This is a genomic window from Amycolatopsis sp. NPDC051071, from assembly GCF_040682875.1.
In the GTDB taxonomy this organism is placed as follows: Bacteria; Actinomycetota; Actinomycetes; order Mycobacteriales; family Pseudonocardiaceae; genus Amycolatopsis.
In genome coordinates this window covers 1-24,917 of record NZ_JBFBBY010000044.1, presented here as the reverse complement: position 1 = coordinate 24,917, position 24,917 = coordinate 1, and the positions used below count along the sequence as shown (strand labels likewise).

Sequence of the window (24,917 nt, the reverse complement as noted above, 5' to 3'; positions counted from 1 at the left end):
GTTGCGTCCTCCCCCCGCAATTAGTCCTCTAGTTGCGGTCCTTGCACGTGCAACTAGATGGCGGACCTCGCGTGCCTGAACCCGTCACACGCGTGCTTGAAGACGGAACTCGCGTGCTTGAAGGCGTAACTCGCGTGTGACGGGTTCAAGCACGTGTGCGGATGACGTAGGCAGGCGGGGCCACACCGCAACCAGAGGACTAATTGCGGATCGTGCCGCCGTCAGTTCCAGGAAACGCGGTGATCGGGGAACTCCCGTGCCGCGGCGACGCGGGCGGACTCCTCCTCGGCCGCCTTCCGCACGGCCGGGCGGACGGCGTCGAAGGAGGCGACGGTGAAGTCCAGCCGCTTCTTCCCGCTCGCCTTGGCCCGCCAGACCCCGGCGATCTCGCCGTCGGCCAGCAGGACACCGGGATTGCCGAGGATCTTCCACACTTCCTTCTGCCGTGCCTTGTCCGGCACCAGCACGGACCGGTCCCGTGCCTGGACGAACGGATCCAGCGGCGGCAGCAACCGGACCACGTCCGGCTCCGGTGGGTTCTCCAGCAACGACATCCGATCCTCCGGCAGGAACGCCTTCTTGCCGTCGACACGGACTTCCACGAGGTTCCCCGGCCACATCGCGTCGACGCCGGTGCGCGTCGTCCCGACGTAGGTGGCCGCGTCGCCGGGCGCGGCCGGACCGTTGATCCGCAGATAGCCCTCGATCACGCGGGTGGCGGCCTTGACGTCCGGCGAGGATTTCACGGCACCCCGCTTCTCCAAGGGCGCCAACGTCGCCGGCTTCGCGCCCGGCTCCAGCCGGACACCGGCGTGGATCGACGCGACCCGCATCAACTGTTCGTAGATGTGCACGACACCGCAGCCGCGACAGGCGTACGAGAGGCCGTCGGGGATCAGTTTCGTGACCGCGCCGCTCGCCGTGCCCTTGGTCTGCACGCCCGTGACGACCTTGCGGATCGCGTTCGCGGCGGTGAACAGGGCGTCCATGGCGGACATTCCGGCGTCCTCGACCTGCTTGCGCTGCCAGAGGATCCGGGCCATCGCGTCCTTCTCGTCGAGTGGTACGAGAGCGGCCCTGATCGCGTCCAGTTCCACGCGGCGGTGGAAGTGCGGTGCGCCGCGGTGCGTCCAGGCGAGCACGAAGCGCGGGTCGTCCCAGACGGCGGGCCGGATCTCGCCGTCGACACGGGCGGCGAGCCCCAGCAGCGCGGTGTCGCGAACGGAATCCTGCAGGCCGAGGTCGAATACGGCCGCCGCGGTCGCGTCCGTCTCCTCGCGGTGCAGTCCGTGGGCCGCGATCCGGTACGCCAGCACCTGCTCGCGATCGACCTCAAGCACCCGTCCTCCTAGAGGGCGTATTCGAGCGTGTAGGACATCGTCGGCTCGCCGAGGGCGCCCGTGGTGGTGCCGGACCCGGTGATCCCGGCGAGTTCACCCGTTCCGGAGCCTTCGACGACAGTGAACGCCGACGAGATGCCTTTCGCGTCGAACCCGGTGTCGTGCTTGATCACGAAGCTTCCCTTGCGTCCGTCCACACTGCCCTCGATGCGTTCGAGCCCCGGGGCCGTCGTGCCGTTGCCGTCGTAGCCCTCACCCGCGTAGTACAGCAGATAGTCCACGATCGACTCGCCGTCGATCAGCCCGCTGTAGGCGAGCGTGGCATGGGCGTAGGCGACGCGTGGGCCGCCGTCGGTGCCGCTGACGATGCTTTCGTCCCAGTTCTTCATGGCGAAGGTGTTCATGGAAGTCACCCTGTCAGTGAAACCTGTCAGATCATGTCAGGTTTTTCGGCGATACTGGATTCATGCGTGCGAGCAGACTCCTGTCGGTCCTCCTCCTGTTGCAGAACCGCGGCCGGATGACAGCCGACGAACTGGCGACCGAACTGGAGGTGTCGGTCCGGACCGTCTACCGCGATGTCGAGGCGCTGTCGGCGGCCGGCGTCCCGGTGTACGCCGATCGCGGTCGCACGGGTGGATATCAGCTGGTCGACGGCTATCGGACGCGGCTGACCGGGCTCACCGAGGAGGAGGCGCAATCACTTTCGCTGGCCGGGTTGCCGGGTGCCGCGGCCGAACTCGGGCTGGGCACCGTCCTCGCCGCCGCGCAGCTCAAACTGCACGCGGCGATGCCTGCCGAACTGCGGGACGGGGCGAGCAAGGTCTCCGACCGGTTCTATCTGGACGTCCCGGGGTGGCATCGCGGGATCGAGAGCCTGCCGCGCTTGTCCGAACTGGCCGACGCGGTGTGGCACGCGCGGCGGATCAAGGTCCGGTACGAACGCTGGGGACAGAAGAAGGTGGAGCGCGTGCTCGACCCGCTGGGCCTGATCCTCAAGGCGGGGAACTGGTATCTCGCGGCGCGATGCGACGGGAACGACCGGACGTACCGCGTCTCCCGGATCGAGGAGCTCGATGATCTCGGCGAGACCTTCGAGCGGCCGTCCGACTTCGACCTCGCGCGCTACTGGCAGGAGTGGTCGGAACAGTTCGAGAAGCGGATGTATCCGCGGGTGGCGCGGGTCCGCCTGAACGAGTTCGCCCGCATACTCCTACCGTTCTATCTGGGCGCTGTCGGCGTACGGGCGTTGCGGGAAGCGGTCGAAGACGGCGCCGAGCCCGGCGAGGACGACTGGCTGGAGATGGAACTGCCGGTCGAACCGGGAGAACCGGCCGTCGGTGAACTGCTGCGGTTCGGCGGGAACCTCGAAGTGCTCGAACCGGCGGACCTGCGTGAGCGGCTGGCGGAGGAGATCAGGAAGATGGGCGCGCGTTATGGCTGACCTCAGCGGTATCACGATCGGGATCACCGCGGAGCGGCGGGCGGACGACTTCATCGCCGCCCTCGAACGGCACGGCGCGACCGTGCTGCACGCGCCCACCATTCGCATCGTCCCGCTGCCCGACGACACCGAGCTACGCATGGCGACGGACGCCGTCCTGGCCGAACCGGTCGGGTTCACCGCTGTCACCACCGGCGCAGGGCTCCGTGGCTGGCTCTCGGCGGCGGAGGGCTGGGGACTGCACGAGCCGCTGCTGGCGCGGCTGAAGGAGTCACGGATCTTCGTGCGTGGGCCGAAAGCGGCAGGCGCGGTGCGTGGCGCCGGTTTGCGTGAGGAGTTCTCCGCGCCGGAAGAGAGCAACGCCGAACTGTTCGAAGGTTTGCGTGACGCCGGTGTCCGCGGGGAGCGGGTCGCCGTCCAATTGCACGGCACTCTGCTGCCCGAACTTACCGGACTGCTGCGGGAGTCCGGCGCGGAAGTCGTCCAGGCACAGCCGTATCGCTGGCTTTCGCCTTCGGACGTCGCACCTGTGCACGATCTCGTCGAAAGTGTGCTCGCCGGGCGGGTGGCCGCGCTCGCGTGCACTTCCGCTCCGGCCGCGGCGAATCTTCTCGTGCTGGCGGGGTCGCGTCGCGAGGAATTCCTTGCGGCTTTACGAGGTCCGGTGCTGTGCGCGTGCGTTGGACCGGTGACAGCGGCGCCGCTGGAAGCCGCCGGGGTGCCGACCGTCCAGCCTGAACGGCAGCGCCTGGGCGCACTGGTGAAACTGCTCGTCTCAGAACTCGGTTGATGCGCATTCGGCCGTCTTGACGGGGCAAGTCCCCTTTGCCAGGCTCGACACACCGGACGCACGGAAGGGCGGCGGATGTCCGAGTCGCAATCGGTCACCTTCGTGCGCGCTATGTTGCGAAAGGGATCCTCGGTGCTGGGCGCGAGCCCGCCCGACGAAGCACCCGACCCCGATTCCGTTCCCGACTGGCGTTATCGGGAAGACTCCGCGGATTCCTTGTTGATGCGGGCGATCCGCTACTCCGCGCTCGGCCCGATCTTCTACCGCGTGGCCGCGTTCCCCAAGGTGTACATCGGTTTCCTCGTCGCGAACGGGTCGGCCGGGATCGTGCCGGTGCTGAGCACGACGATACTGGCGGTGCTGCTGAACGTCTTCGCGGTCTGGTGGGTGGTGCGGGGCCGCGGGATCCGGGCGAAGACGTCCGGACGGCTGATGTACGCCGATCTCGCGGTGGGCATGGTGTTCACGACGTTCGTCGCCATGACCGCGCCGACCGCGATCCAGCCGTTCGCCATCGACGTCGCGTGGACGTGGCTGGTGGGGACGATCGCGTTGTGGACGCTGTCGTTCGGGCTGCCCGCCGCGTTCGTGTTGCTGGCCGCGGCCTTCCCGTTCCGGGCGTTCCTGACCTTCGCCGGCGGCCTGCCGATCGACGAACCGCTCGCGGTGAGCCGTTCGGTTGGCTGCATGATCGCGCTGGTCGTGGCGATGGTGACCACGGCGGGGATCCTGATTCTGCTCGGCGTCGGCACCCGGTTCGCGCTCGGGATCGGGATGCGGCGCGGGCAACGGACCGAGCGTCTGCGCACTCAACGGGTCATGCACGACTCCGTGCTGCAAACACTGGAAGCGATGGGCCTCGAAGCGCCGGACGACGATTCCGCCGCCGCGCAACGGCTCGCCGAGATGCGCGCGACCGCGCGGGCGCAAGCCGCCGAACTGCGGCGCGAACTGATCGGCCCGGACTCACCGTCGGCCCGCGGGCTCGCCGCGGACCTCGCCGAGGTCGCCACCGAAATGGCGCGCGACGGCCTCCGCACCCAACTCGTCGCGGCCGAGACCGAAGAGGACTACCGGCTCTCCCACGCCCGCCGGACCGCCATCCGCGACGCCGTCCGCGAAGCGCTCCGAAACACCGTGAAGCACGCCGGGACGAAACAGGTCGTGCTTCGCGTCGAAGAGCGCGAAGGCGGCATCGCGGTCATCGCGCGGGACCAGGGGACCGGCTTCAGCATGCTGGACCGGCCGCCGGGCTTCGGGATCAGCCAGTCGATCATGGCGCGGCTGGCCGAGGTCGGCGGGCGGGGGACCATCGACTCGCATCCGGGGCGGGGGACCCGGGTGACGCTTTGGGTGCCGCACTGAGGCCCCGTTTGTGGCGTGGCTCTGTGGTCCTTGTGGGTTCTGTGGTCCTGTTGGGTCCTGTCGGGACCGTAGGCCTGAGTGAGAGGTCGGAGGGAGCAGTCCTGAGGGGGCAGGCCCGAAAGTGATAGCAAAGGTCCCTTGCTCTCTTTTCGCAGATCAGGGGGCGGCGGGTCGGCCAGGTACGTCAGGAGGGGACCCCTTAGGACGAAAAGTGTCTTAAGGGGTCCCCTCCTGACATGCCTGACCCTGCCCCGTACGTGACGTCCCGCCCCTGCCGCGCCCCGAACCGGCCGCGCCCGCCCCCGCCGCGCCCCCAATCGGCCCCGCCCGCCCCTGCCGCGCCCCGAACCGGCCGCGCCCGCGCCCGCCCCCCGCCGCGCCCCCCAACTACATGAAGGCCCCCTTCCGTGCGCCTAGCGCAAGCAAGGGGGCCTTCATGTACCACCAGAAGACACCAGAAGACCTCAGTCCTCCTCGGCCGGAGCCTCGCCGCTCTCCGCCTGCCGCAGGGCTTCCCGCCCGGCGGCCTCTTCGCTCAGCCCCTGCCGCCAGTATCCGGTGAAACAAATGGCCCGCTTGTCGACCCCGCGCTCCCGCACGAGATGCCGCCGCGCCAGTTTCACCATGTTCGCCTCACCCGAGATCCACGCGTAAGGCGTCCCGCCCGGCAGGTCCGCTTTCCGGACGGCGTCCAGTACCGCCTCGCCGACGGGCAAGGAGCCCCGCACGACCCAGCGCAGCTCGACCGTCCCTTGCGTTTCGAACACCTGCCGGTCTTCGCGATCACTGATCTCGATGTAGATCGCTGCTCGCGTCCCGGTGGGCAGGGCCTCGACGATCGCGCCGATCGCGGGGATCGCGGTCTCGTCGCCGATCAGCAGTTGCCAGGTCGTTCCCTCGGGGACGTGGTAGAGCCCGTGCGGCCCGAGGAAAGCGACCTTGTCGCCCTCCGAAGCGCGCGAAGCCCATGAAGAGGCGGGGCCTTCGTCGCCGTGCAGTACGAAGTCGATGTCGACTTCCCGCGCAGACGGCCGCAGCGCGCGCACGGTGTAGGTCCGCATCGGCGGGCGGACGTCGTCCGGCATCGCGAGGTAGGTCTTGTACCAGGAGTACACCTCGCCGCCGGCCAGCGGCGCGGGCAGCACTGGCTCCGTCTGGCCGGGCTGCGGGAAGAATACCTTCAGGTACTGGTCAGGCGCCTGGTCTTCCAGTGTCGCCCCCGAGAAAGTCACCCTGCTCATATGTGGGGTGAGTCGCTGGACGCCGGCCACCTTCGCCTCGATGTAACTCATTAGGCGAGGCTAACCTAAAAGAGGCCGCCCGAGCCCGCGTCGTCACCGGGATCACGCTGCCACCGGTATTTCCGCAGGTCGACGCGCTGCCCGTCGCCCAAGACGCCCTCCGCGCGCAGGAGTTCCAGCTGTTCGTGGACCAGATGCGGCGCCGGGGTCCCGTCGGCGCGCAGAATACGGTGCCAAGGCAGGTCCTGGCCGTCCTCGCTGAGGATCCGGCCGATCAGCCGCGGCGACGGCGCCCCCGAAACCGACGCTATATCCCCATAAGTCGCGACCGACCCGGCGGGAACGCTCGCGATGACCTCGCGCACCCGCTCATGCAGTTCGTCATCCATGGGACCACTTTGCCGTGCCGCTGCGAGGTTGTGTCGGCGGGGCGTGGTTCCATCGTGGGCGTGAACGGGCGGCGAACAGCGGCAGGAACCGACGCGCGGCTGGTCCGCACGCCGGTCACCGGCACGCCGTCATTCCAATGGGACTCGGGTGCCCGCCGCCTCCTGGCCGCCCCGGACGGCTTCCGCCGGGTCCTCGGCGGCCCGGGGACGGGCAAGACGGCGCTGCTGGCGTCGGCGGCGTCGCGGCGCATCGCCGAGGGCGCGGATCCGGAGAGCGTGCTCATCCTGACCACCTCGCGCAAGGCGGCCGACGCCCTGCGTGCCGACATCACCCACCGGCTCACCACCGATCCGGAAGAGGATCCGCTGCCGCGCACCATCCGCGAGCCACTCGTGCGCACAGTGCATTCCTACGCGTACGCGCTGTTGCGGATGGAGGCACAGGCCGACGAACTCCCGCCGCCGCGGTTGCTGGCGGGGGCGGAGCAGGACGTCGTCGTCCGCGAGCTGCTCGCCGGCGACCTCGAAGAGGGCGCGCTCGACTGGCCGGAGCAGCTGCGGCCCGCGCTGAACGTCCCCGGTTTCGCCGAGGAGCTGCGCGACCTCCTGCTGCGCGCCGCCGAACGCGGGCTCGGCCCGGAGGACCTGGCCGAACTCGGCAGGCGGCGCGGCCGCGACGAGTGGATCGCGGCCGGGCATTTCTGGAGCCAGTACGAAGAGGTGACGTTGTTGCAGGGCGCGGGTGGCAACGCGCTCGGTGTCGCGAGCGCGCCCGCGCTGGACGCCGCCGAGCTGGTCACTTCCGCGCTGCTGGCCCTGGAAGACGACCCGGAGCTGCGTGAACGTGAGCAGCGTCGCGTCCGGCACCTGTTCGTCGACGACGCCCAGCACCTCGATCCGTTGCAGACCCAGCTCATCCGCCTCATCGGGTACGCGGCCGACGAGTTCGTCGTCGCGGGTGATCCCGATCAGTCCGTGTTCTCCTTCCGTGGCGCGGATCCCCGGCTGTTCGCCGACGCGGACCCCGACGGTGAGCGCACCGTGCTGCTGACCACCGCGCACCGGCTCGCCCCGGTGATCCGCACGGCCGTCACGAAACTCGGGTCCGTGCTTTCCGGTTCGTCGGCGCACCGCAAGCTCGTCGACGCGCCGGACGCCGAGGGTGGGGCCGTCCGCGTCCGCCTGATGCCGACCCCGGCGTCCGAGGCGAGCTGGATCGCCGATCAGCTCCGCCGCGCGCACCTCGTCGATGGCGTGCCGTGGTCAGAGATGGCGGTGCTCGTCCGGTCGCCCGCACGCACTTTCCTTGTCCTGCAACGTGCTTTGCGCGCTGCCGGAGTACCGATCGGTTCGGCCACCGAGGAACTGCCGCTCGCGAAACAGCCTGCCGTCCGGCCGTTGCTGGCGATGCTGCGGCTCGCCGCCGATCCGGAACTCCTCGACGTCGACCTCGCCGAGATGCTGCTGTCTTCGGCCTTGGGTGGCGCGGATCCGCTCGCCCTGCGGCGGCTCCGGCGTGGTCTGCGACGACTGGAACTCGCGGGTGGCGGTCAGCGCTCCAGCGACGAGTTGCTGGTGGAAGCCTTGCGCGCCAACGACGTGCTCGCCGGTCTGGCGGACGCCGAGTCGCTGCCGATGCGCCGCGTCGGCGGCCTGCTGCACGCCGCGCACCAGGCCGTGGTGCGTGGTGACGGCGTCGAGCAGGTGTTGTGGGAGCTGTGGCAGGCCAGCGGTCTCGAACAACGGATGACCCGGCTGGTCGATCGCGGCGGTTCCCTTGGCTCGCAAGCGGATCGGGACCTCGACGCGATCGTCGCGCTCTTCCACGCGGCCGGTCGCTATGTCGACAGATTGCCGCGGGCGAGTGTCGCGTCCTTCGCGGATTACCTGTCCTCGCAGAACATCGCGGGGGACACGCTGGCACCCGCGGCCATGAAGAGCGAGGGTGTTTCACTGCTGACGGCGCACGCGGCCGCCGGTCGCGAGTGGACGGTCGTGTCGATCGCGGGCGTCCAGGAGGGCAGCTGGCCCGACCTGCGGCTGCGGGGTTCCGTACTCGGCGTCGAGCGCCTGGTCGACCTCATGTCCGGCGTCGACGACGAAAAGGTGTCCGCCACCGCACCGATCCTCGCCGAAGAACGGCGCCTGTTCTACCTTGCCGCGAGCCGTGCGCGGAAGACATTGCTGGTCAGCGCGGTCGCGGGGGAGGACGAGCAGCCCTCGCGGTTCATCGACGACCTGGAGGAGAACGGCGCGGACGACGGCGGCCTCGATTCGCGGATGAAGCCGGCTGGACGGTCGCTGGTGCTCGCCGAACTCGTCGGCGAACTGCGCGAGGTCGTCTGCGACGAGGAGTGCGAACCGGAAAGGCGGCAGCGGGCGTCGCGTCAGCTCGCCAAACTGGCGGCCGCCGGCGTGCCGGGCGCGCATCCGAGCACCTGGTACGGCCTCCTCGAACCCTCCACCGACGAGCCCGTGCACCGGCCTGGCGACCTCATCAAGATTTCACCGTCCACTGTGGAGGTTCTGGTCAAATGCCCGCTGCGGTGGCTGATCGAACGCCACGGCGGCAGTGATCCGGCGCAGCTGGCCGCCGTCACCGGGACCCTTGTCCACGGGCTCGCGCAGGCCGTCGCGGGTGGCAGCAGCGACGAGCAGATCCGGGCGGCGCTCGACGACGCGTGGGTGCGGGTCGACGCGGGTGCGCCGTGGTTCTCGCGCCGCGAGCGTTCGCGGGTCGAGCAGATGCTGCGGAATTTCGTCACCTGGCTGGAATCCAGTCGCAAGGAACTGATCGAAGCCGGGGTCGAGCAGGACATCGAAGTCGAGTTGCCGATGGGCGATGACGACGTCCGTGTGCTGCTGCGTGGCCGCGTCGACCGGGTCGAGATGGACAAGGACGGCCGTCCGGTCGTCATCGACATCAAAACCGGCAAGGTCCCGATCTCCGCCTCCGACGCCGAACAGCATCCGCAGCTGGCCGCGTACCAGCTGGCCGTGCTGCTCGGCGCGATCGAGGGCGGCTCGAAACCCGGTGGCGCGCGGCTGGTCTATGTCGCGAAGTCCAACAACAAGACCGGCTCCACCCAGCGTGAGCAGGCGCCGCTGGATTCCGACGGCGGCAAGCAGTGGCTCGAACTGGTGCGCTCGGCCGCCGGTTCGGCCACCGGGCCGGAGTACCAGGTCACCGAGAACCCGGACTGCGATCGGTGCCCGGCAAGGGGTTGCTGCCCACTGCGGCCCGAGGGCAGGCAGGTGACCGGCCCGTGATCTCCGAGCTCCAGCGGCGCCAGGTCGAACCGGCCGAGATCGCCCGCGCGCTCGGCCTGCACAGCCCGACCGACGAGCAGGCCGAGGTCATCGCCGCACCCGTCGAACCGTCGCTCGTGGTCGCGGGCGCCGGCGCCGGCAAGACCGAGACGATGGCCGCACGCGTGGTGTGGCTGGTGGCCAACAGCATCGTGCCGCCGGAGCGGATCCTCGGCCTCACCTTCACCCGCAAGGCGGCCCGTCAGCTCGGTGAGCGCGTCCGGACACGCCTGCGCCGCCTCGTCGGATCGGGGCTGCTGGACAAGATAGACCCGACCGGCGACCTGCGCATGACCGTGACCGCCGGGGAACCGACGGTGCTGACGTATCACGCGTACGCCGGGCGGCTGCTGTCCGAACACGGCCTGCGGCTCCCCGTCCAGCCCGGCGTCCGGCTGCTTTCGGAGACGTCGTCGTGGCAGCTCTCGCATCGCGTGGTGTCCACTTGGGACAATGATCTCGACACCGATCGCGTGCCATCCACGGTGACAGCGCAGTTGCTGGCGCTGGCCGGGGAACTCGGCGAGCATCTGGTCGAAACCGAACGGCTGGCGCAGTACACGTCCTGGCTGTGCGACGTCATCGAGAACGCCCCGAAAGCGAAGGGGCAGCGTGCTTCGTTGCCGCAGAAGCTGGCCGAAGTCATGGCGGCGCAACGGTTCCGGCTCGCCTTGCTGCCGTTGGTCGAGTCATATCACGCGCGGAAGCGGGCCGAGGGCGCACTCGACTTCGCCGATCAGATGTCGCTGGCCGCGCAGCTCGCCGCCAGTTATCCGGCGGTGGTCGACGGCGAGCGCGAACGGTACGGCGCGGTGCTGCTCGACGAGTACCAGGACACCGGCCATGCCCAGCGGATCCTGCTGCGGTCGCTGTTCGGCGGCGTCGAGCAGCCGCCGATGCCGGTGACCGCGGTGGGCGACCCGGCACAGGCCATCTACGGCTGGCGTGGGGCGAGTGCGGCGAACCTGCCGCGTTTCACCACGGACTTTCCACGCGACAACGGGGAACGGCTCGTCCCGGCGCTCGATTTCGGGCTGCTGACCAGTTTCCGGAACCCACCCGAGGTGCTGGAACTGGCCAACGCCATCTCACAGCCGTTGCGGGATCGCGGGCTCGGCGTCGCGCGCCTGCGGGCGCTGGAAGGCGCGGGGAGGGCCGACATCGCCTCCGCGTTGCTGCCCGACATTCGCGCCGAACGCGAGTGGGTGGCCGACGCGGTGGCGAAGCGCTGGTTCGAAACCTTGGAGGAGACGGGAAAGCCGCCCACGGCGGCGGTACTGGTGCGGCGACGGGCCGACATGGCGCCGATCGCGGCGGAAATGCGGGCCCGCGGGCTCCCGGTCGAGGTCGTCGGCCTCGGTGGGCTTCTCGACGAACCCGAGGTCGCGGACCTGGTCAGCACCTTGCGGGTGCTCGCCGATCCGCTCGCGGGCAGTGCCGCCGCGCGGCTGCTGACCGGCGCGCGCTGGCGGATCGCGGCGGCCGACCTCGCGGCACTTTGGCGGCGCGCGGGCGAACTTTCGTCACCGGTGCCGCCTTCGGGGAAGTCCGATGTGGACGAACCGGTACTGGTGACCGAACGGGTCGAGCAGGCGGGACTCGCCGACGCGATCGACGATCCCGGGACGTCGGAACGGTATTCGCCCGAGGGCTACCGGCGGATCCGGCGCGTCGGCAATGAGCTTTCGGCCTTGCGCCGGCGTCTCGACCAGTCGTTGCCCGAACTGGTCGCCGACGTGGAACGCACGATGCTGCTCGACGTCGAGTCGCTGGCGCGCCCCGGGCCTGCCGGGCGCGCGCATCTGGACGCTTTCGCCGACGTCGTCACGGACTTCGCCGAGACTTCGCCGACGGCCACCCTTTTGTCCTTTGTGGACTACTTGAATACGGCCGCGCACGCGGAAGACGGGCTCACCCCCGGCGAGGTGGAAGTCGTCCCGGACCGCGTGCAGGTGCTGACCGTGCATTCGGCCAAGGGACTGGAATGGCGCATCGTCGCGGTTCCGCATCTGGTCAAGGAGGTCTTCCCCGGCAGGCGGCGTTCGTCGTCCTGGCTGCGGACGTCGACTTCGCTCCCGGCGGCACTGCGTGGCGACTCGGAGGATCTGCCGGAACTCCGTGTCGCCGAAGGCTATGACCGCAAGGAAGTGCAGGAAGCGTTGGAGCTGCACGAAGAAGGCTTCGTCGCGCGGGAGGCGGACGAGGAGCGGCGGCTCTGCTACGTCGCGCTGACCCGTTCCGAGCATACGCTGCTGGTTTCCGGGCACTGGTGGAACGAGAGCAGTGCGCGGCCGAAGGGGCCGTCGGAGTTCCTGCTCGAAATCGGCGAGGTGATGCGGGAGGACTCGGTCGGCCGGATCGAGCACTGGGCCGACGAGCCGGAAGCCGACGGTGAGAACCCGCTGGTCGCCGATTCACGTAAGTCGCGGTGGCCGGTCGATCCACTGTGGCCGCGGCGCGAGGGGGTCACCAACGGCGTCGACATGGTGCTCGGTGCGATGGAAGAGAGCGAGGAAGGCTCCGAAGAGGACGCCGAGGAGGAAGACCCGGACGGCTGGATCTCCGACACCAAGGTGCTGCTGGAAGAGCGCGCGCGGGCGCGGAACCGCGTCCAGCAGGTCGTGCTGCCGCCACATCTTTCGGTGAGCCAGCTGGTGGAACTGTCGGCCGATCCTGCCGCACTGGCCAACCGGCTGCGGCGGCCGCTTCCGGTGCGCCCCAACACTTACGCGCGGCGGGGGACGGCGTTCCACGGTTGGCTGGAGCAGCGGTTCGGCGGCGAGCAGCTGCTGGAGATCGACGATCTGCCGGGTGCCGCGGACGTCGACGAGGCGCCGGACAGCGAGCTCGAAGCGCTGCAGACGGCGTTCGAGAAGAGCGAATGGGCGAACCGGGTGCCGCACGCGGTCGAGGTGCCGTTCTCGGCCGACATCGTGGGTGTGACGCTGCGAGGACGGATGGACGCGGTGTTCGCCGATCCCGACGGCGGCTGGACCGTTGTCGACTGGAAGACCGGCGCCGTCCCGGAGGCCGATCGGCTCGCGCCGCTGGCCGTGCAGCTGGCGGCGTACCGGCTGGCGTGGGCGGCGTTGCGGAAGGTGCCGGTAGAGAAGGTGCGGGCGGCGTTCCACTACGTGAAACACGACAAGACCGTCCGACCGGCGGACCTGCTGGACGCCGAAGGCCTGCGAGACCTGCTTCGGAGCGTCCCGACGATCTAGCGATTAGTCCTCTGGTTGCGGTACTTGCACGCGCAACTACCGCAACTAGAGGACTAAACGCGGCGGGGAGTCAGGCGCGGTCGCGGACCTTGAGGGCCCAGGTCACCAGCGGGATTTGAAGCGGCACGCGGGCCCAGAAAGCCGCGCGTACGGCCTTCGGGGCCTTCCTGCGGTCGGCGTCGGCGGCCATCTTGACGTTCCCCGGCAGGACCACGACGAACAGCAACGCGGCCGCGAGCCCGCCGAGCCGCCGCGTCTTCGGAGCGGCGACAGCGGCGGCGACGCCCAGTTCGGCGACACCCGAGCCATAGGTCCAGGCTCGCGGGGAGCCGGGGAGCTGCTTCGGGATGATGGCGTCGAAGGGTTTCGGCTGGACGAAGTGCAGGACACCGGCCGCGCCGAGCAGGCAGGCGAGGAAGTACGCGGGCCGCTGAGACCGCTGGGAATCCGAAGACATGCTTCTGAGCTTCGCATACCGCGCTGAACGTAAGGTTCTTCGGCTATCCTCCCGACCGTGAGTGACGCGGACCAGGCCGGAGCCTGTGCATGAGGGTTCTCAAGCGTTTCCCAGTCCGGTTGAGCGACCGCCCGGATCATGAGCTCGTCGGCGTCATCCGGATGCCGGAACTGACGGTCAGCCCGCTGCGAGCCATCTCCAGGCGGATCATCGGCGCGATGCTCGCCCTGCTCGCGACCGTCCTGATCGTCTACTTCGATCGAGACGGCTACCGCGACGCCAACGGCGACGGGCTCAGCTTCCTCGACAGCCTCTACTACGCGACGGTTTCGCTGTCGACCACGGGCTACGGTGACATCGCGCCCGCGACGTCGTCCGCGCGGCTGGTCAACGTCCTGGTGATCACGCCGTTGCGGGTCCTCTTCCTCATCGTCCTGGTCGGTACCACACTCGAAGTGCTCACCGAGCGCTCTCGCCAGGCATTCAAGATCCAAAAGTGGAGGACGAAGGTGCGTGACCACACGGTCGTCGTCGGATTCGGCACGAAGGGCCGGTCGGCGGTCAACGCGCTGCTCGGGGACGAGAACGTGGTACCCGACCACATCGTCGTCGTCGACACCGACCAGCAGGCCCTCGAAGCGGCCACCTCGCTCGGACTGGTGACCGTGCACGGTTCGGCCACCCGCGCCGACGTGCTGCGGGTCGCCGGCGTGCAGCGGGCCAAGGCGGTCGTCGTCGCCCCGAACCGGGACGACACCGCGGTGCTGGTGACGCTGACCGCTCGCGAGCTGGCACCGAAGGCGCACATCGTGGCGTCGGTGCGGGAGGCGGAGAACGTCCACCTGCTCAAGCAGTCGGGCGCGAACCAGGTCGTGGTGTCGAGCGAGACCGCCGGACGCCTGCTCGGCATGGCGACGTCGACGCCGCTCGTGGTCGACATGGTCGAGGACCTCCTGACCCCCGAGTCCGGTCTCGCGATCGCCGAGCGGCCGGTGGAACCGTCCGAAGAGGGCGGTTCGCCGCGGCACCTGTCCGACATCGTGCTCGGCGTCGTCCGTGACGGCGTCCTGTATCGCGTGGACGCTCCGCAGGCCGACGCGATCGAGCCGGGCGACAAGCTCCTTTACATCCGCAAGGTGACGGCGGCGGAGACCATCGAGCGGTGACCGGCGGCGGTAGCAAGGGACCTTTGCTATCACTTTTCCGCTCGGGAGGGCTCGCTGTGTTTTGCCGCCGGGTTCTGGAAGCATGGCGTTCGTGCGCAAGCGATCGGACCCCGCCAGAGGGCTCACCCCGGGATGGAACTCCCTGGCGGTGGCGGCCGGGGTCGGCCTGCTGGTGATCTTCCTGGCGTGGCTGGCCGGGCCAGGGCTGTTCGGTATCTCGAAAGACGCACAGGGGACGACCGTGCGGGCCGAGGTCGTCCAGCCCGCACCGTGCGCGGGCGGGGCCACCGAGACCGTCAAGTTCGAGTACGGAGGCAAACCCGTCGAGGGCTCGCTGGACGGCTGTGGCCACGGGAAGGGCGAACGGCTCGACGTCGTCGTCCCCAGTGGTGCTTCCGGCGACGTCATCGCGGTGCACGCGGGCAACGCGGCGGCGGGCGCGAGCGACGCGCGACGTCCGCTCGGACTGGCCTTGCTGGTGTTCAGTTGCTTCGCCGGCGGAATGTACGTCTTTCTCGTCCTGCGTGGACCGCGGCGGCTCGCGACAGCGTGACCGGACCGCGCCGCGTCACAGCGCGTTCTTCTTGCCCAGGCGTGCTCAGAGGCGTAACTCGCGTGCCTGGAGGCGCAACTCGCGTGCTTGGAGGCGTAACTCGCGTGCCTGGACACCGCACACGCGCGTAAGGCACGTGAGGGAGCGTCAGGAGACAGCGCTAGCCGGGGCCGAGAAGGTGTTGCAGTCGGCGATCCGGTTGTTGCTGGCGCCCGCCCTCCACCAGGACGCGTAGTGCGCGTTCGTCCCGTGGTCCTGGCTGCGTGACGTGTTGTCGCCCCGGGTCTCCTGGTCGTTCCAGGCCTTGTTGTACATGTCCCGGCTGACCGTGCCGCCCTGGTCGACATGCGCGCCAAGGAACATCCCGGAGAAGCACTGCGCCTGCAGTTCCTTGCGCCGCGACATCTCCAGCCCGGCCGGGCTGTTCTGGCCGGAGTCGTAGATCTTCTGCCAGGCCGCGTCCATCAGCCCGGCGACCTCCTGCACGTGGTGCCCGTACTCGTGCGCGAAAAGAGCGAGGTAGACGCCGGGGTTGTTGCCGTACTGGTCGGTCTGCAGCCCACGGAACGGCACGTAGAGGTTGTTCTCGCAGTAGTACGCCGCCGTCGCGATACCCACCTGGATCGTGCCGCATTCGGTGTCGAAGCTGGCGCCGGTCGGGAAGTGCAGGGCGGGCGGGGTGAACGGCAGGCGGTAGGCCTGCAAGAACGGGCCCCACGCGTCGTCGAGGCATTTGCCTGCCGCGGTGAAGAACGCTTCGGCGGCCTGCTGGCTGCTCTGCCACTGCGGCAGCGCGCAGACGCGGTTCTGGAGACCGGCGTTGGGATCCTGGAGGATCGGGTGGTCCCCGAGCTTGAGAACCTTCTGTGGCCCGCTCGAAGACGACGGCGCCCTGGACGACGACGTCGGGAACGGGTCCGGCGAAGACGAGGGGGATGACGACCCGCTCGGCGGCAGTGCCGCCGGGGAAGTCGGGTTCGGCAGGGTCTGGTAGCCCGCGTTCGCTACGTGATCGTTGTCGCCACGATTGAGTGAAATGATCGCGACCAGGCCGAGGACCAGCACGGCGACCGCGCCGAGGCAGATGCCGACGATCGCGCCGACGGACCGGCGCGGCGGCGTCGGGAACTGATGCGGCGCACCGTGCCACCGCGCCGGGGGCTGGCCGTGCACCGGCGGTGGCTGGACGGCGCCGCGTGGCGGCCACTGGCCGTGGGGCGGTTGCGTCATCAAGTCGGTCCCGGTGGTTCTAGGGGTGAGCCGGGGGTGCCCGGCCCGTAGGTTCAGCATAACGAGCTAACGGCGCACCTTCCCACTGCTCGGCTGCAGAGGGTATCCAGCGTGAGGCGAGCGGTCACCCATCAGTGTCGTCACCCCAGCTCTGGCTGGGTGTCGGACCCTCTGGAAGAGTGTGCGTACGCAACGCGAAGGGGTAAGGGGCTGTCGCATGACGGAAACCGGTGGACAGTCCGGGCCGGAAGGCACCGAGACACCGAAGCCGCAGGCGGAAACGCCTGCGCCGCAGCAAGGACAAGTGCCGCCGCCACCAGCGCCGGAGCCGCAATGGCAGTCCCCGTCGGGGGCGACACCGCCGCCGCTGCCGTCCTACCAGCCGTCGCAGCATCAGCAGCAGTATCCGGACTGGAAGGTCGGACTCGGCAGGCCGGGTGTCATCCCGCTGCGCCCGCTGAACCTGACCGACATCCTCGACGGCGCGGTCACGGCCATGCGCAAGTACTGGCGGATGGTCTTCGGCGCCGCCGCGGTGACCGCCGTGCTCACCGCGGCCCTCAATATGGTCGGGTTGCTGCTGGTCGACACCACCGGTGATCTCGCGGAGATCCGTGACCTCGGCCCGGCGGCCACCGACCGGGAACTGACGAACCAGATGCTCGGCCTCCTCGGCGGGACGCTGACGACGTCGTTCATCACGCTGGCCGCCACCCTGCTCGGGACGACCATCCTCACCGGCTTCCTGACCGTTTTGATGGGCAGGGCCGTGCTGGGCAAGCCGGTCACCTTCAAGGAGGCCATGGCGGAGGCGACGCCGCGGCTGCTGCCGCTGCTCGGGCTCACCGTGCTCTACACGCTGGCGATCCTCATCGGCGCGATCTTCTGCGTGATCCCCGCGATCATCCCGTACACCTTCTGGGCGCTGGCCAGTCCGGCGTTCATCCTCGAACGCGGCACCGTGATGGAGGCGTTCCGCCGGTCGGTGAGGCTGGTTTCGGGGATGTTCTGGCGGGTCTTCGGGATCCTGCTGCTGGCCTACGTGATCTCGTCGTTCCTGGCGTCGATCATCACGCTGCCGTTCAGCTTCAGCGCGTTCCTGTCCATTTTCGGCAATATGGGCAAGATATACATCCCCTCGACCGGCGACCTGATCCTGCAGTCGGTGGGCACGGTGATCGCGCAAACGATCGTCGGGCCGTTCACCGCGCTGGTCACCGTGATCCTCTACATCGATCAGCGGATGCGCCGCGAGGGGATGGACATCGAGCTGGCCCGCGCGGCCGGGATCGCGACGCCGCCCCCGCCGCAGGCATGGTGACGCGCCTCCTCACCGACGTCCCGGTCGACATCGACCGGGACACCGCCCGGCTGCGTGCCGCCGGAGAACTCTCGGGTCCGGCCTACCAGTCGGCGAAACCGGGCTGGCTGTCCGAGGCGTTCACCTGGGTGGTCGAAAAGCTGCTGCGGTTCCTCGAAACGGTCGACGGCGCCGTACCCGGCGGGATCTTCGCCGTGGTGCTGCTGGTCGTCGTGGTGATCGTGCTGGTGGTGGTGATCCGGCTGCGGTCCGGCCCGCTGGCGACGGCGGCCAAGGCCGGTCGCGCCGTATTCGCCGGGCAGCGGAAGACGTCCGGCGAACACCGCAAATCAGCCGATGACGCCGCGGCGCGAGGTGACTTCGACGACGCCGTCCGCGAGCGGTTCCGTGCGGTGGTGCGGTCTCTGGAGGAACGCGCGCTGCTCGACGAGAAGTCCGGCCGGACGGCCGACGAGGCCGCCGTCGAAGCCGGACGGCTGCTTCCGGAAGTCGCCGACCTTCTCCGCGCCGGCGCCCGGCTGTTCGACGACGTCCACTATGGAGGGATCCCGGCGACCGAAGCCGGCTATCGCTCACTGTCCGAATTGGACGATCGTTGCCGTCGCGCCCGGCCCGTCGCTTTGGTGGCCGGATGACCTCGGTTTCGCCCGACGCCCGCCGGATCTGGCGCGGGGTGCGGCTTCCGCTCGCGGTCGTCCTCCTGATCGTGCTGACCGGCACGCTGCTCGTCCTCTTCCGCGGCGAGCAGACCACCGGCGCGCTCGAACCCGGTTCGTACGAACCCGGTGGCAGCCGCGCGCTCGCGACCTTGCTGGAACGCGAAGGGGTCAAGATCACCACGGTGCGCACGGCCGCCGAGGCCAGGAACGTCGCGGGGGACGCGACCGTCCTGATCACCCAGCCCGGCTACGTGCCCAAGAGCACGTTCACCGAACTACGGCGCGACGCCCCGCACCTCGTGCTGGTGCGACCGACCGCGAGCACGGTCGACGAGGTACTCCCCGGCGTGCGGGTGAACGGCCAGCTCGAAACCGAGACGCGTGGCCCCGATTGCCAGGCGGTGGACCCCGTCGCGGCCGGGAGCGCGACCTTGGGCGGCCTGAAGTACACGGCCACCCAGCCGAGGGCGCAGGAATGCTACGGCGGCTCGTATCTCGAAGTGCCCGGTCCACAAGGGACGGTCACCGTACTCGGCGCTCCCGAACCGCTGTCCAACGAGTGGCTGGCCGAAGAGGGCAACGCGGCGCTGGCGATGCGGCTGCTCGGGAAGCACGATCGGCTGGTCTGGTATCTGCCGACGGCCGCCGATCCGTCGCTGGAGAACGAGAAGAAGCCGCTGTCCGAACTGATCCCGGCCGGCTGGTCCTACGCGGCACTGCAGGCCGGGTTCGCGGTGGTGCTGCTGGCGCTGTGGCGCTCCAGGAGACTCGGCCAGGTGGTGACCGAGCCGATCCCGGTCGTGGTGCGCGCCGCCGAGGCCACCGAGGGACGGGCCCGGTTGTATCGCAAGGCGAAGGCCGCCGCGCACGCCGGGGAGACCCTGCGTGAGGCGGCCCGCGCGCGGCTTCGGCCGTTGCTGGGGCTGACCCGCGACGCCGAACCCGCGGCATTGGTGGAATCCGTCGCCGTGCGGACCGGCCGGTCCCCGGCCGAGGCCGGCGCGCTGCTGTACGGGGACCCGCCCGCCGATGACGCCGCGCTGGTGCGGCTGGCGGACGGACTCGACGTCGTGGAACGAGAGGTGGAGCGGTCTTGAGTACCGAACAGGCCGGACAGGCCGGCGTGTCCAGTGTGGACAGTGCGGCCGAGGCGCGGGCGGCGTTGATCGCCCTGCGTACCGAGGTCGGGAAGGCCGTCGTCGGCAATGACGCGGCGATCACCGGGCTCATCATCGCGTTGCTGTGCCGGGGACACGTGCTGCTCGAAGGCGTTCCCGGGGTGGCGAAGACGTTGCTGGTGCGGGCGCTGGCCGCCGCGCTGGACCTGAAGATGACCCGGGTGCAGTTCACGCCGGACCTGATGCCCGGCGACGTCACCGGCTCGATCGTCTACGACGCGCACAGCGGCGAGTTCTCCTTCCGTGAGGGGCCGGTGTTCACGAACCTGTTGCTGGCCGACGAGATCAACCGCACGCCGCCGAAGACGCAGTCGTCGCTGCTGGAGGCGATGGAGGAGCGGCAGGTCTCCAGCGACGGCAAGACCCGGCCGCTGCCCGACCCGTTCATCGTCATCGCGACGCAGAACCCGGTCGAATACGAAGGCACGTACCCGCTGCCCGAGGCGCAACTGGACCGGTTCCTGCTGAAGCTGACCATGCCGACCCCGTCCCGCGAGGACGAATTCGGCATTCTTTCCCGGCACGCGCAGGGTTTCGACCCGCGGAACCTGGCCGCGGCCGGGATCAAACCGGTCGCCGGTGCCGCCGAACTCGACGCGGCGCGGCGGGCGGTCGCGGGGGTCACCGTGCGTCCGGAGGTGCTCGCCTACATCGTCGACGTCTGCCGGGCGACGCGGGCGCTGCCGTCCGTGCGCATCGGCGTTTCCCCGCGTGGTGCGACCGCGCTGCTCGCCGCGACACGCGCGTGGGCGTGGCTCGCGGGTCGTGACTACGCCACCCCGGACGACGTCAAAGCGTTGGCGCGGCCGTCTTTGCGGCACCGGCTCGACCTGCGTCCCGAGGCCGAACTCGAAGGCGCGACGGCCGACGGCGTGCTGGACCGGGTCCTCGCTTCCGTGCCCGTTCCACGCTGATGGCCGTCACCGGTCGGCTCGGGCTGCTGGCGCTTCTCGCGGCGCCGGTGGTCGGTCTCCTGCTGCCGTCGTGGGCCGGGATCGGGCTGGCCGCCGCGGTGCTGCTTTCGTTGGTGTTGCTGGATCTTCTGCTCGCAGGGAGCGTGCGGCGGCTGCGGTTCGCGCGGTCCGGTGCGACGTCCGTGCGGTTGGGGGAGGGCTGCGAGGTCACGCTGACCGTCGCCAACCCCGGTGGCCGCCCGGTGCGCGCGTGGCTGCGGGACGCCTGGCCGCCCAGCGCCGGTGCCGACGACAGGCACCGGTTGTCTTTGCCCGCGGGGGAACGCCGCATCGTGACGACCCGGCTCCTGCCGACCCGGCGCGGCGATCGGCGGGCGGCCAGAGTCACCGTCCGCTCGGCCGGACCGCTCGGATTGGCGGCACGGCAAGGTTCGCACGACGTGCCGTGGACCGTGCGGGTGCTGCCGCCGTTCCACAGCCGCAAGCATCTGCCTTCCCGGCTCGCGCGGCTGCAGCAGCTCGACGGCCGCAACGCGGTGCTGATCCGAGGCCAGGGCACGGAATTCGACTCGTTGCGCGAGTATGTGATCGGCGACGACGTCCGGTCGATCGACTGGCGTGCTTCGGCCCGCGCGTCCGACGTCATGGTGCGCACGTGGCGGCCCGAACGCGACCGGCAGGTGGTGCTGGTGCTCGACACCGGCCGGGTGTCCGCGGGCAGGGTGGGTGACGCGCCGCGCCTCGACGCGGCGATGGACGCGGCGCTTCTGCTGGCCGTGCTCGCTTCGCGTGCCGGTGACCATGTCGACCTCCTCGCTTACGACAGGCAAGTGCACGCCGCTGTCCAGGGTTCGGCGGATTTGCTGCCCGCCCTGGTGAACGCGATGGCGCCGCTCGAACCGTCACTGATCGAGACCGACGCGCGCGGGATGGTGGCGGAGGTGCTGCGGCGGACCCGGCGCCGGTCGCTGGTCGTCCTGCTGACCGGCCTCGACGCGGCGCCACTGGAAGAAGGACTGTTCCCGGTACTGTCCAAACTGACCGCGCGGCATCAGCTGGTGATCGCCTCGGTGGCGGATCCGCGGGTGGCCGAGATGGCGGCCGGTCGTGGCGACGCGGAGGCCGTCTACGACGCGGCCGCGGCCGAGCGGGTGCTGGCCGAACGACGTCAGGTCACCGCGCGGCTGGCGCGGTACGGGGTCGAGGTCGTCGACGCCGTCCCCGAAGACCTGCCGCCGCGGCTGGCCGACCGGTATCTCGCGTTGAAGGCGGCCGGACGGCTGTGATGCCTCTGATGCCTCTGATGTCGAAACTCCGCTAGCGGCACCGACCTCCTGCTGACTCGATCACAGGAGGACCGATGGATTTCGACCGGCAGTGCGCGGAGATCGTCACCCAGGCCGAACTGCTCGCGACCGATTTGGCGGACGCGGACCTGGCCACGCCCGTGCCGTCCTGCCCGGACTGGACGCTGGGCGCGCTGGTGCGGCATCTCGGCGGCGGGCACCGATGGGCGGAGGAGATCGTCCGTACCCGGGCGACGGCGCCGGTGCCCGACGACCAGGTGCGTCAGGTGGACGGTGACGATTCCGGTCCGCTGCCCGGGTCTTGGCTGGTCGACGGTGCTTCCCGGTTGGCGTCGGCGTTGCGGGACGCGGGTCCGGACGCCGAGGTCTGGGTGCCGCTCCACTTCCGGACCGCGGCCTTCTACGCGCGCCGGTTCACGCACGAGACGCTGGTCCACCGCGCCGATGCGACGTGCGCGGCGGGACGCGAGTTCCGCGCCGCGCCCGAGGTCGTGCTCGACGCGATCGACGAATGGATGGAACTCGAAGCACTGCCGCAGCACTTCGAATTCCGGCCGGAGAAGCGGGAGATCCTCGGTGCCGGGCGGTCGGTCGGTTTCGAAACGGCCGAGCACGCATGGTTTGTCGATCTCAGCGGTTCGGTGGTCACGTGGGAGCGGGACCGGCGTGGGGCGGCGGTGAGCGTGCGCGGGTCGCTGACGGAAGGTTGAACCCGATGACTTTCGGCTGGTCTCGGGCTTGTCTATGAAGGATTTGGGACACTCGACGTCCCAAATCCTTCATAGACAAGCCCGAGATCCCGGACTTCCCGGCTCAGGAGGACCTCGGCAGGTCAGCCCGCTTCGGGGCGGGAATCTCCGGCGTACCGCCAGTCGACGTCGCCCACTTCGCCGGCCTTCGCGGCCTTACGCCCGACGACGAACACGTAGAGCAAGAAGGCGACTTCGGCGACTACGCCGATCCCGATCCGCGCCCAGGTAGGCAGGCCCGACGGCGTCACGAAACCTTCGATCACGCCCGAGATCAGCAGCACGACGGTCAGCCCCAGCGCCATCACCACCACCGACCGGCCCTGTTCACCGAGCGCCGCCGTCCGGGAACGGCGCCCCGGGTCAACGACCGTCCAGCCGAGCTTCAGCCCTGTTCCGGCCGCGACGAACACGGCGGTCAGTTCCAGCAGGCCGTGCGGCAGGATCAGGCCGAAGAACACGTCCAGCCGTCCGGCCGACGACATCAGCGCCGCGCCGATCGCGAGGTTCAGCGAGTTCATCCAAAGCGCGTAGATCACCGGGACACCCAGCACGACGCCGAGGAACAGACAGGTCGCGGCCACCCACGCGTTGTTCGTCCATACCCGCGCGGCGAACGAGCCCGCCGGGTCCGACGAGTAGTACGTCTCGTATTTGCCGCCCGGCGCGGTCAGATCCTTGAACTCCTCCGGCGACGCCAGCGACGCGAGCACCTGCGGGTCGCCGGCGATCCACACCGCGGCGATCGCCATCACCGCGATCGACGCCGCGGCCGACGCCAGCCACCAGCGACGGCTCAGGTACAGCGCGGCGGGGAACCGCTGGGTGAAGAACAGGCCGACCTCGCGCCAGGCGGGGCTGTGCGAACCCGTGACCGCCGACCGGGCCTTCGCGACCAGGCCGGACAGGTGCGCGACGAGCGTGGGGTCGGGTGCGACCGACCGGATGATCGAAAGGTGCGTCGCGACGCGCTGGTACAGCGTCACCAGCTCATCGGCGTCGGGGCCGCTGAGCTTCCCGGCGCGGCCGACGAGGTCGCGTAGCCGATTCCATTCGGCCTGGTGCGCGGCGACGAACACGTCCACGTCCAACTCGGAGCCCTCCCGGCAATCGTCCTTGGTCGCCCAGCCTATTCGTCACTACGCTTGCCGGGTGGAACAAGAGTCCGAACTCGTCACCGGCGAGGCCGTCGTCCTGGATGTCCGCGCGGCGAAACTGGCCAGCCGCGGGCTCGCCATGATGCTCGACGTCGCCCTCCAACTGCTCGTGCTGTTCATGGCCATGCTTGTACTGAGCCAGGTCGCCGCGTTCGGCGACGAGGCGCTCGCGCTGACCTTGTTCCTGGTGACGCTCGTGCTGATCATGGTCGGCTACCCGGTGATCTTCGAGACGCTGAGCCGAGGGCGCACGCTCGGGAAAATTGCGCTGGGCCTGCGCGTGGTCCGCACCGACGGTGGACCGGTCCGGTTCCGGCACGCGCTGGTCCGCGGCCTCGCCGGGTTCTTCATCGACTTCTGGGCGCTGGGCCTGCTCGGCGTCGTGGCGGTGGTCACGTCGCTGCTGTCGCCCAACGGCCGCCGCGTCGGCGACTACCTCGCGGGCACCCTGGTCATTCGCGATCGCATGCCCGCCTCCCGGACGCCGTACGTCGGGATGCCGCCCCAGCTCGCGTACTGGGCTTCGCAGCTGGACCTGACCCGGTTGCCGAACGACCTCGCGCTGACCGTCCGCCAGTATCTGAGCCGCACGAGCGAGCTTCGCCCCGAAGCGGCCGAGTCGCTCGGGTACGGGCTCGCGCAGCAAGTCGCGGCGGCCATCGGGGCGCCGGTGCCGCCGGGAGTGCCGTCGTGGGCGTACCTGTCGGCGGTGCTGGCCGAGCGACGGCGGCGGGATCAGGCGAAGCTGCAGCCGCCGGTCCAGTACCCGGCGCAGCCTGAGTACGCGGCGCAGCCTGAGTACGCGGCGCCGGTGCCGTACGCGCAGCCGACGCAGGTTCAGTACGCGCAGCCGCAAGCGACGCAGGTGCCGCAGCCACAGCCGACGCAAGTGCAGTACGCGCAGCCGCAGCCGCAGCCGGGGGCGGCCGCGCCGATGACCGCGCCGGTTCCGGTGACGCAGCCGCCGCCGGAGACCTCGGCAGAACCGGCGCCGGAGAACCCCTTCGCGCCGCCAGGCTGACCAAGAAACACTCCCGTCAAGCGCGTGAAGGCCCCCTTCCCTCGGCTCAGCCGAGGGAAGGGGGCCAACACGCCCCCCGGCCGCTCGCCCCCCCCCCCCGACGCGC

Annotated in this window: 21 protein-coding genes; 14 read left to right on the top strand and 7 right to left on the bottom strand. The window is 69.9% G+C overall.

All coding sequences use genetic code 11. The features are described from left to right. Positions 1 to 221: 221 nt before the first annotated feature. Together AB0M65_RS16900 and AB0M65_RS16895 are read right to left on the bottom strand one after the other, a co-directional pair. Complete coding sequence (locus AB0M65_RS16900; protein WP_364028108.1) at positions 222 to 1,340, bottom strand: crosslink repair DNA glycosylase YcaQ family protein; 1,119 nt, start codon at positions 1,338 to 1,340, stop codon at positions 222 to 224. An 8-nt stretch (positions 1,341 to 1,348) separates the two neighbouring features. Continuing rightward, on the bottom strand, positions 1,349 to 1,744 hold the full coding sequence (locus AB0M65_RS16895) for a DUF3224 domain-containing protein (protein WP_364028106.1): 396 nt from the start codon (positions 1,742 to 1,744) through the stop codon (positions 1,349 to 1,351). Between the two features lie 62 nt (positions 1,745 to 1,806). On the opposite strand from AB0M65_RS16895, the gene AB0M65_RS16890 reads away from it, so the two are divergent. The 3 genes from AB0M65_RS16890 to AB0M65_RS16880 all read left to right on the top strand — a co-directional run bounded on the left by AB0M65_RS16890 (position 1,807) and on the right by AB0M65_RS16880 (position 4,939). After that, positions 1,807 to 2,784 (top strand): YafY family protein, encoded by a 978-nt coding sequence (locus AB0M65_RS16890; RefSeq protein ID WP_364028104.1) that lies wholly within the window; start codon positions 1,807 to 1,809, stop codon positions 2,782 to 2,784. After that, the gene (locus tag AB0M65_RS16885; RefSeq protein ID WP_364028102.1) at positions 2,777 to 3,574 is read left to right on the top strand and encodes a uroporphyrinogen-III synthase; all 798 of its coding nucleotides are present in this window, start codon (positions 2,777 to 2,779) and stop codon (positions 3,572 to 3,574) included. The genes AB0M65_RS16890 and AB0M65_RS16885 overlap by 8 nt, the downstream gene beginning before the upstream one ends. Before the next feature lie 75 nt (positions 3,575 to 3,649). Beyond that, a complete protein-coding gene (locus AB0M65_RS16880) occupies positions 3,650 to 4,939 on the top strand; it encodes an ATP-binding protein (RefSeq protein ID WP_364028100.1) in 1,290 nt (429 codons plus the stop codon). Between the two features lie 464 nt (positions 4,940 to 5,403). Here AB0M65_RS16880 and AB0M65_RS16875 read toward each other — a convergent pair whose 3' ends face one another. After that, positions 5,404 to 6,231 carry a siderophore-interacting protein gene (locus tag AB0M65_RS16875; RefSeq protein WP_364028098.1) on the bottom strand — a complete coding sequence of 276 codons (828 nt, stop codon included), beginning with the start codon at positions 6,229 to 6,231 and terminating at the stop codon, positions 5,404 to 5,406. A gap of 14 nt (positions 6,232 to 6,245) precedes the next feature. Further along, positions 6,246 to 6,569 carry an MGMT family protein gene (locus AB0M65_RS16870; RefSeq protein ID WP_364028096.1) on the bottom strand — a complete coding sequence of 108 codons (324 nt, stop codon included), beginning with the start codon at positions 6,567 to 6,569 and terminating at the stop codon, positions 6,246 to 6,248. Between the two features lie 30 nt (positions 6,570 to 6,599). Between AB0M65_RS16870 and AB0M65_RS16865 the strand changes: the two genes are divergently transcribed. After that, entirely contained in the window at positions 6,600 to 9,839 is a 3,240-nt protein-coding gene (locus tag AB0M65_RS16865; protein ID WP_364028094.1) for an ATP-dependent DNA helicase, read from the top strand. Beyond that, the gene (locus AB0M65_RS16860) at positions 9,836 to 13,099 is read left to right on the top strand and encodes a UvrD-helicase domain-containing protein (RefSeq protein WP_364028092.1); all 3,264 of its coding nucleotides are present in this window, start codon (positions 9,836 to 9,838) and stop codon (positions 13,097 to 13,099) included. Before AB0M65_RS16865 ends, AB0M65_RS16860 begins: the two co-directional genes overlap by 4 nt. Before the next feature lie 70 nt (positions 13,100 to 13,169). Here AB0M65_RS16860 and AB0M65_RS16855 read toward each other — a convergent pair whose 3' ends face one another. After that, positions 13,170 to 13,556, bottom strand: coding sequence for a hypothetical protein (locus tag AB0M65_RS16855; protein WP_364028090.1), 387 nt, complete (start codon positions 13,554 to 13,556; stop codon positions 13,170 to 13,172). 89 nt (positions 13,557 to 13,645) lie between these two features. Here AB0M65_RS16855 and AB0M65_RS16850 point away from each other — a divergent pair, with 89 nt between their 5' ends. Further along, the gene (locus AB0M65_RS16850) at positions 13,646 to 14,722 is read left to right on the top strand and encodes a potassium channel family protein (protein ID WP_364028088.1); all 1,077 of its coding nucleotides are present in this window, start codon (positions 13,646 to 13,648) and stop codon (positions 14,720 to 14,722) included. A 148-nt stretch (positions 14,723 to 14,870) separates the two neighbouring features. Then, positions 14,871 to 15,275 carry a hypothetical protein gene (locus tag AB0M65_RS16845; protein ID WP_364028157.1) on the top strand — a complete coding sequence of 135 codons (405 nt, stop codon included), beginning with the start codon at positions 14,871 to 14,873 and terminating at the stop codon, positions 15,273 to 15,275. A gap of 147 nt (positions 15,276 to 15,422) precedes the next feature. On the opposite strand, the gene AB0M65_RS16840 is transcribed toward AB0M65_RS16845, so the two are convergent. After that, positions 15,423 to 16,505, bottom strand: a complete 1,083-nt coding sequence (locus tag AB0M65_RS16840; protein ID WP_364028086.1) for a neutral zinc metallopeptidase — start codon at positions 16,503 to 16,505, stop codon at positions 15,423 to 15,425. Between the two features lie 217 nt (positions 16,506 to 16,722). Between AB0M65_RS16840 and AB0M65_RS16835 the strand changes: the two genes are divergently transcribed. The 6 genes from AB0M65_RS16835 (at position 16,723) to AB0M65_RS16810 (ending at position 22,594) form a co-directional block, all read left to right on the top strand. Beyond that, positions 16,723 to 17,826 (top strand): hypothetical protein, encoded by a 1,104-nt coding sequence (locus tag AB0M65_RS16835; RefSeq protein ID WP_364028084.1) that lies wholly within the window; start codon positions 16,723 to 16,725, stop codon positions 17,824 to 17,826. Beyond that, positions 17,820 to 18,461 (top strand): DUF4129 domain-containing protein, encoded by a 642-nt coding sequence (locus tag AB0M65_RS16830; protein WP_364028082.1) that lies wholly within the window; start codon positions 17,820 to 17,822, stop codon positions 18,459 to 18,461. The genes AB0M65_RS16835 and AB0M65_RS16830 overlap by 7 nt, the downstream gene beginning before the upstream one ends. After that, complete coding sequence (locus tag AB0M65_RS16825) at positions 18,458 to 19,582, top strand: DUF4350 domain-containing protein (protein ID WP_364028080.1); 1,125 nt, start codon at positions 18,458 to 18,460, stop codon at positions 19,580 to 19,582. The genes AB0M65_RS16830 and AB0M65_RS16825 overlap by 4 nt, the downstream gene beginning before the upstream one ends. Positions 19,583 to 19,617: 35 nt before the next feature. After that, on the top strand, positions 19,618 to 20,577 hold the full coding sequence (locus tag AB0M65_RS16820; protein WP_364028155.1) for a MoxR family ATPase: 960 nt from the start codon (positions 19,618 to 19,620) through the stop codon (positions 20,575 to 20,577). Next, entirely contained in the window at positions 20,577 to 21,863 is a 1,287-nt protein-coding gene (locus AB0M65_RS16815) for a DUF58 domain-containing protein (protein ID WP_364028078.1), read from the top strand. Before AB0M65_RS16820 ends, AB0M65_RS16815 begins: the two co-directional genes overlap by 1 nt. Positions 21,864 to 21,937: 74 nt before the next feature. Further along, the gene (locus tag AB0M65_RS16810) at positions 21,938 to 22,594 is read left to right on the top strand and encodes a maleylpyruvate isomerase family mycothiol-dependent enzyme (RefSeq protein WP_364028076.1); all 657 of its coding nucleotides are present in this window, start codon (positions 21,938 to 21,940) and stop codon (positions 22,592 to 22,594) included. Positions 22,595 to 22,716: 122 nt separating this feature from the next. On the opposite strand, the gene AB0M65_RS16805 is transcribed toward AB0M65_RS16810, so the two are convergent. Further along, on the bottom strand, positions 22,717 to 23,724 hold the full coding sequence (locus AB0M65_RS16805; protein WP_364028074.1) for a stage II sporulation protein M: 1,008 nt from the start codon (positions 23,722 to 23,724) through the stop codon (positions 22,717 to 22,719). Between the two features lie 61 nt (positions 23,725 to 23,785). Here AB0M65_RS16805 and AB0M65_RS16800 point away from each other — a divergent pair, with 61 nt between their 5' ends. Continuing rightward, positions 23,786 to 24,811 (top strand): RDD family protein, encoded by a 1,026-nt coding sequence (locus AB0M65_RS16800; protein WP_364028072.1) that lies wholly within the window; start codon positions 23,786 to 23,788, stop codon positions 24,809 to 24,811. Positions 24,812 to 24,917: the final 106 nt, after the last annotated feature.

Coding starts and splice junctions, on each gene's coding strand:
- AB0M65_RS16825 (WP_364028080.1), top strand. CDS start 18,458: ATGACCTCGGTTTCGCCCGACGCCCGCCGGATCTGGCGCGGGGTGCGG.
- AB0M65_RS16830 (WP_364028082.1), top strand. CDS start 17,820: ATGGTGACGCGCCTCCTCACCGACGTCCCGGTCGACATCGACCGGGAC.
- AB0M65_RS16810 (WP_364028076.1), top strand. CDS start 21,938: ATGGATTTCGACCGGCAGTGCGCGGAGATCGTCACCCAGGCCGAACTG.
- AB0M65_RS16880 (WP_364028100.1), top strand. CDS start 3,650: ATGTCCGAGTCGCAATCGGTCACCTTCGTGCGCGCTATGTTGCGAAAG.
- AB0M65_RS16855 (WP_364028090.1), bottom strand. CDS start 13,556: ATGTCTTCGGATTCCCAGCGGTCTCAGCGGCCCGCGTACTTCCTCGCC.
- AB0M65_RS16885 (WP_364028102.1), top strand. CDS start 2,777: ATGGCTGACCTCAGCGGTATCACGATCGGGATCACCGCGGAGCGGCGG.
- AB0M65_RS16840 (WP_364028086.1), bottom strand. CDS start 16,505: ATGACGCAACCGCCCCACGGCCAGTGGCCGCCACGCGGCGCCGTCCAG.
- AB0M65_RS16835 (WP_364028084.1), top strand. CDS start 16,723: ATGACGGAAACCGGTGGACAGTCCGGGCCGGAAGGCACCGAGACACCG.
- AB0M65_RS16870 (WP_364028096.1), bottom strand. CDS start 6,569: ATGGATGACGAACTGCATGAGCGGGTGCGCGAGGTCATCGCGAGCGTT.
- AB0M65_RS16895 (WP_364028106.1), bottom strand. CDS start 1,744: ATGAACACCTTCGCCATGAAGAACTGGGACGAAAGCATCGTCAGCGGC.
- AB0M65_RS16850 (WP_364028088.1), top strand. CDS start 13,646: ATGAGGGTTCTCAAGCGTTTCCCAGTCCGGTTGAGCGACCGCCCGGAT.
- AB0M65_RS16815 (WP_364028078.1), top strand. CDS start 20,577: ATGGCCGTCACCGGTCGGCTCGGGCTGCTGGCGCTTCTCGCGGCGCCG.
- AB0M65_RS16875 (WP_364028098.1), bottom strand. CDS start 6,231: ATGAGTTACATCGAGGCGAAGGTGGCCGGCGTCCAGCGACTCACCCCA.
- AB0M65_RS16890 (WP_364028104.1), top strand. CDS start 1,807: ATGCGTGCGAGCAGACTCCTGTCGGTCCTCCTCCTGTTGCAGAACCGC.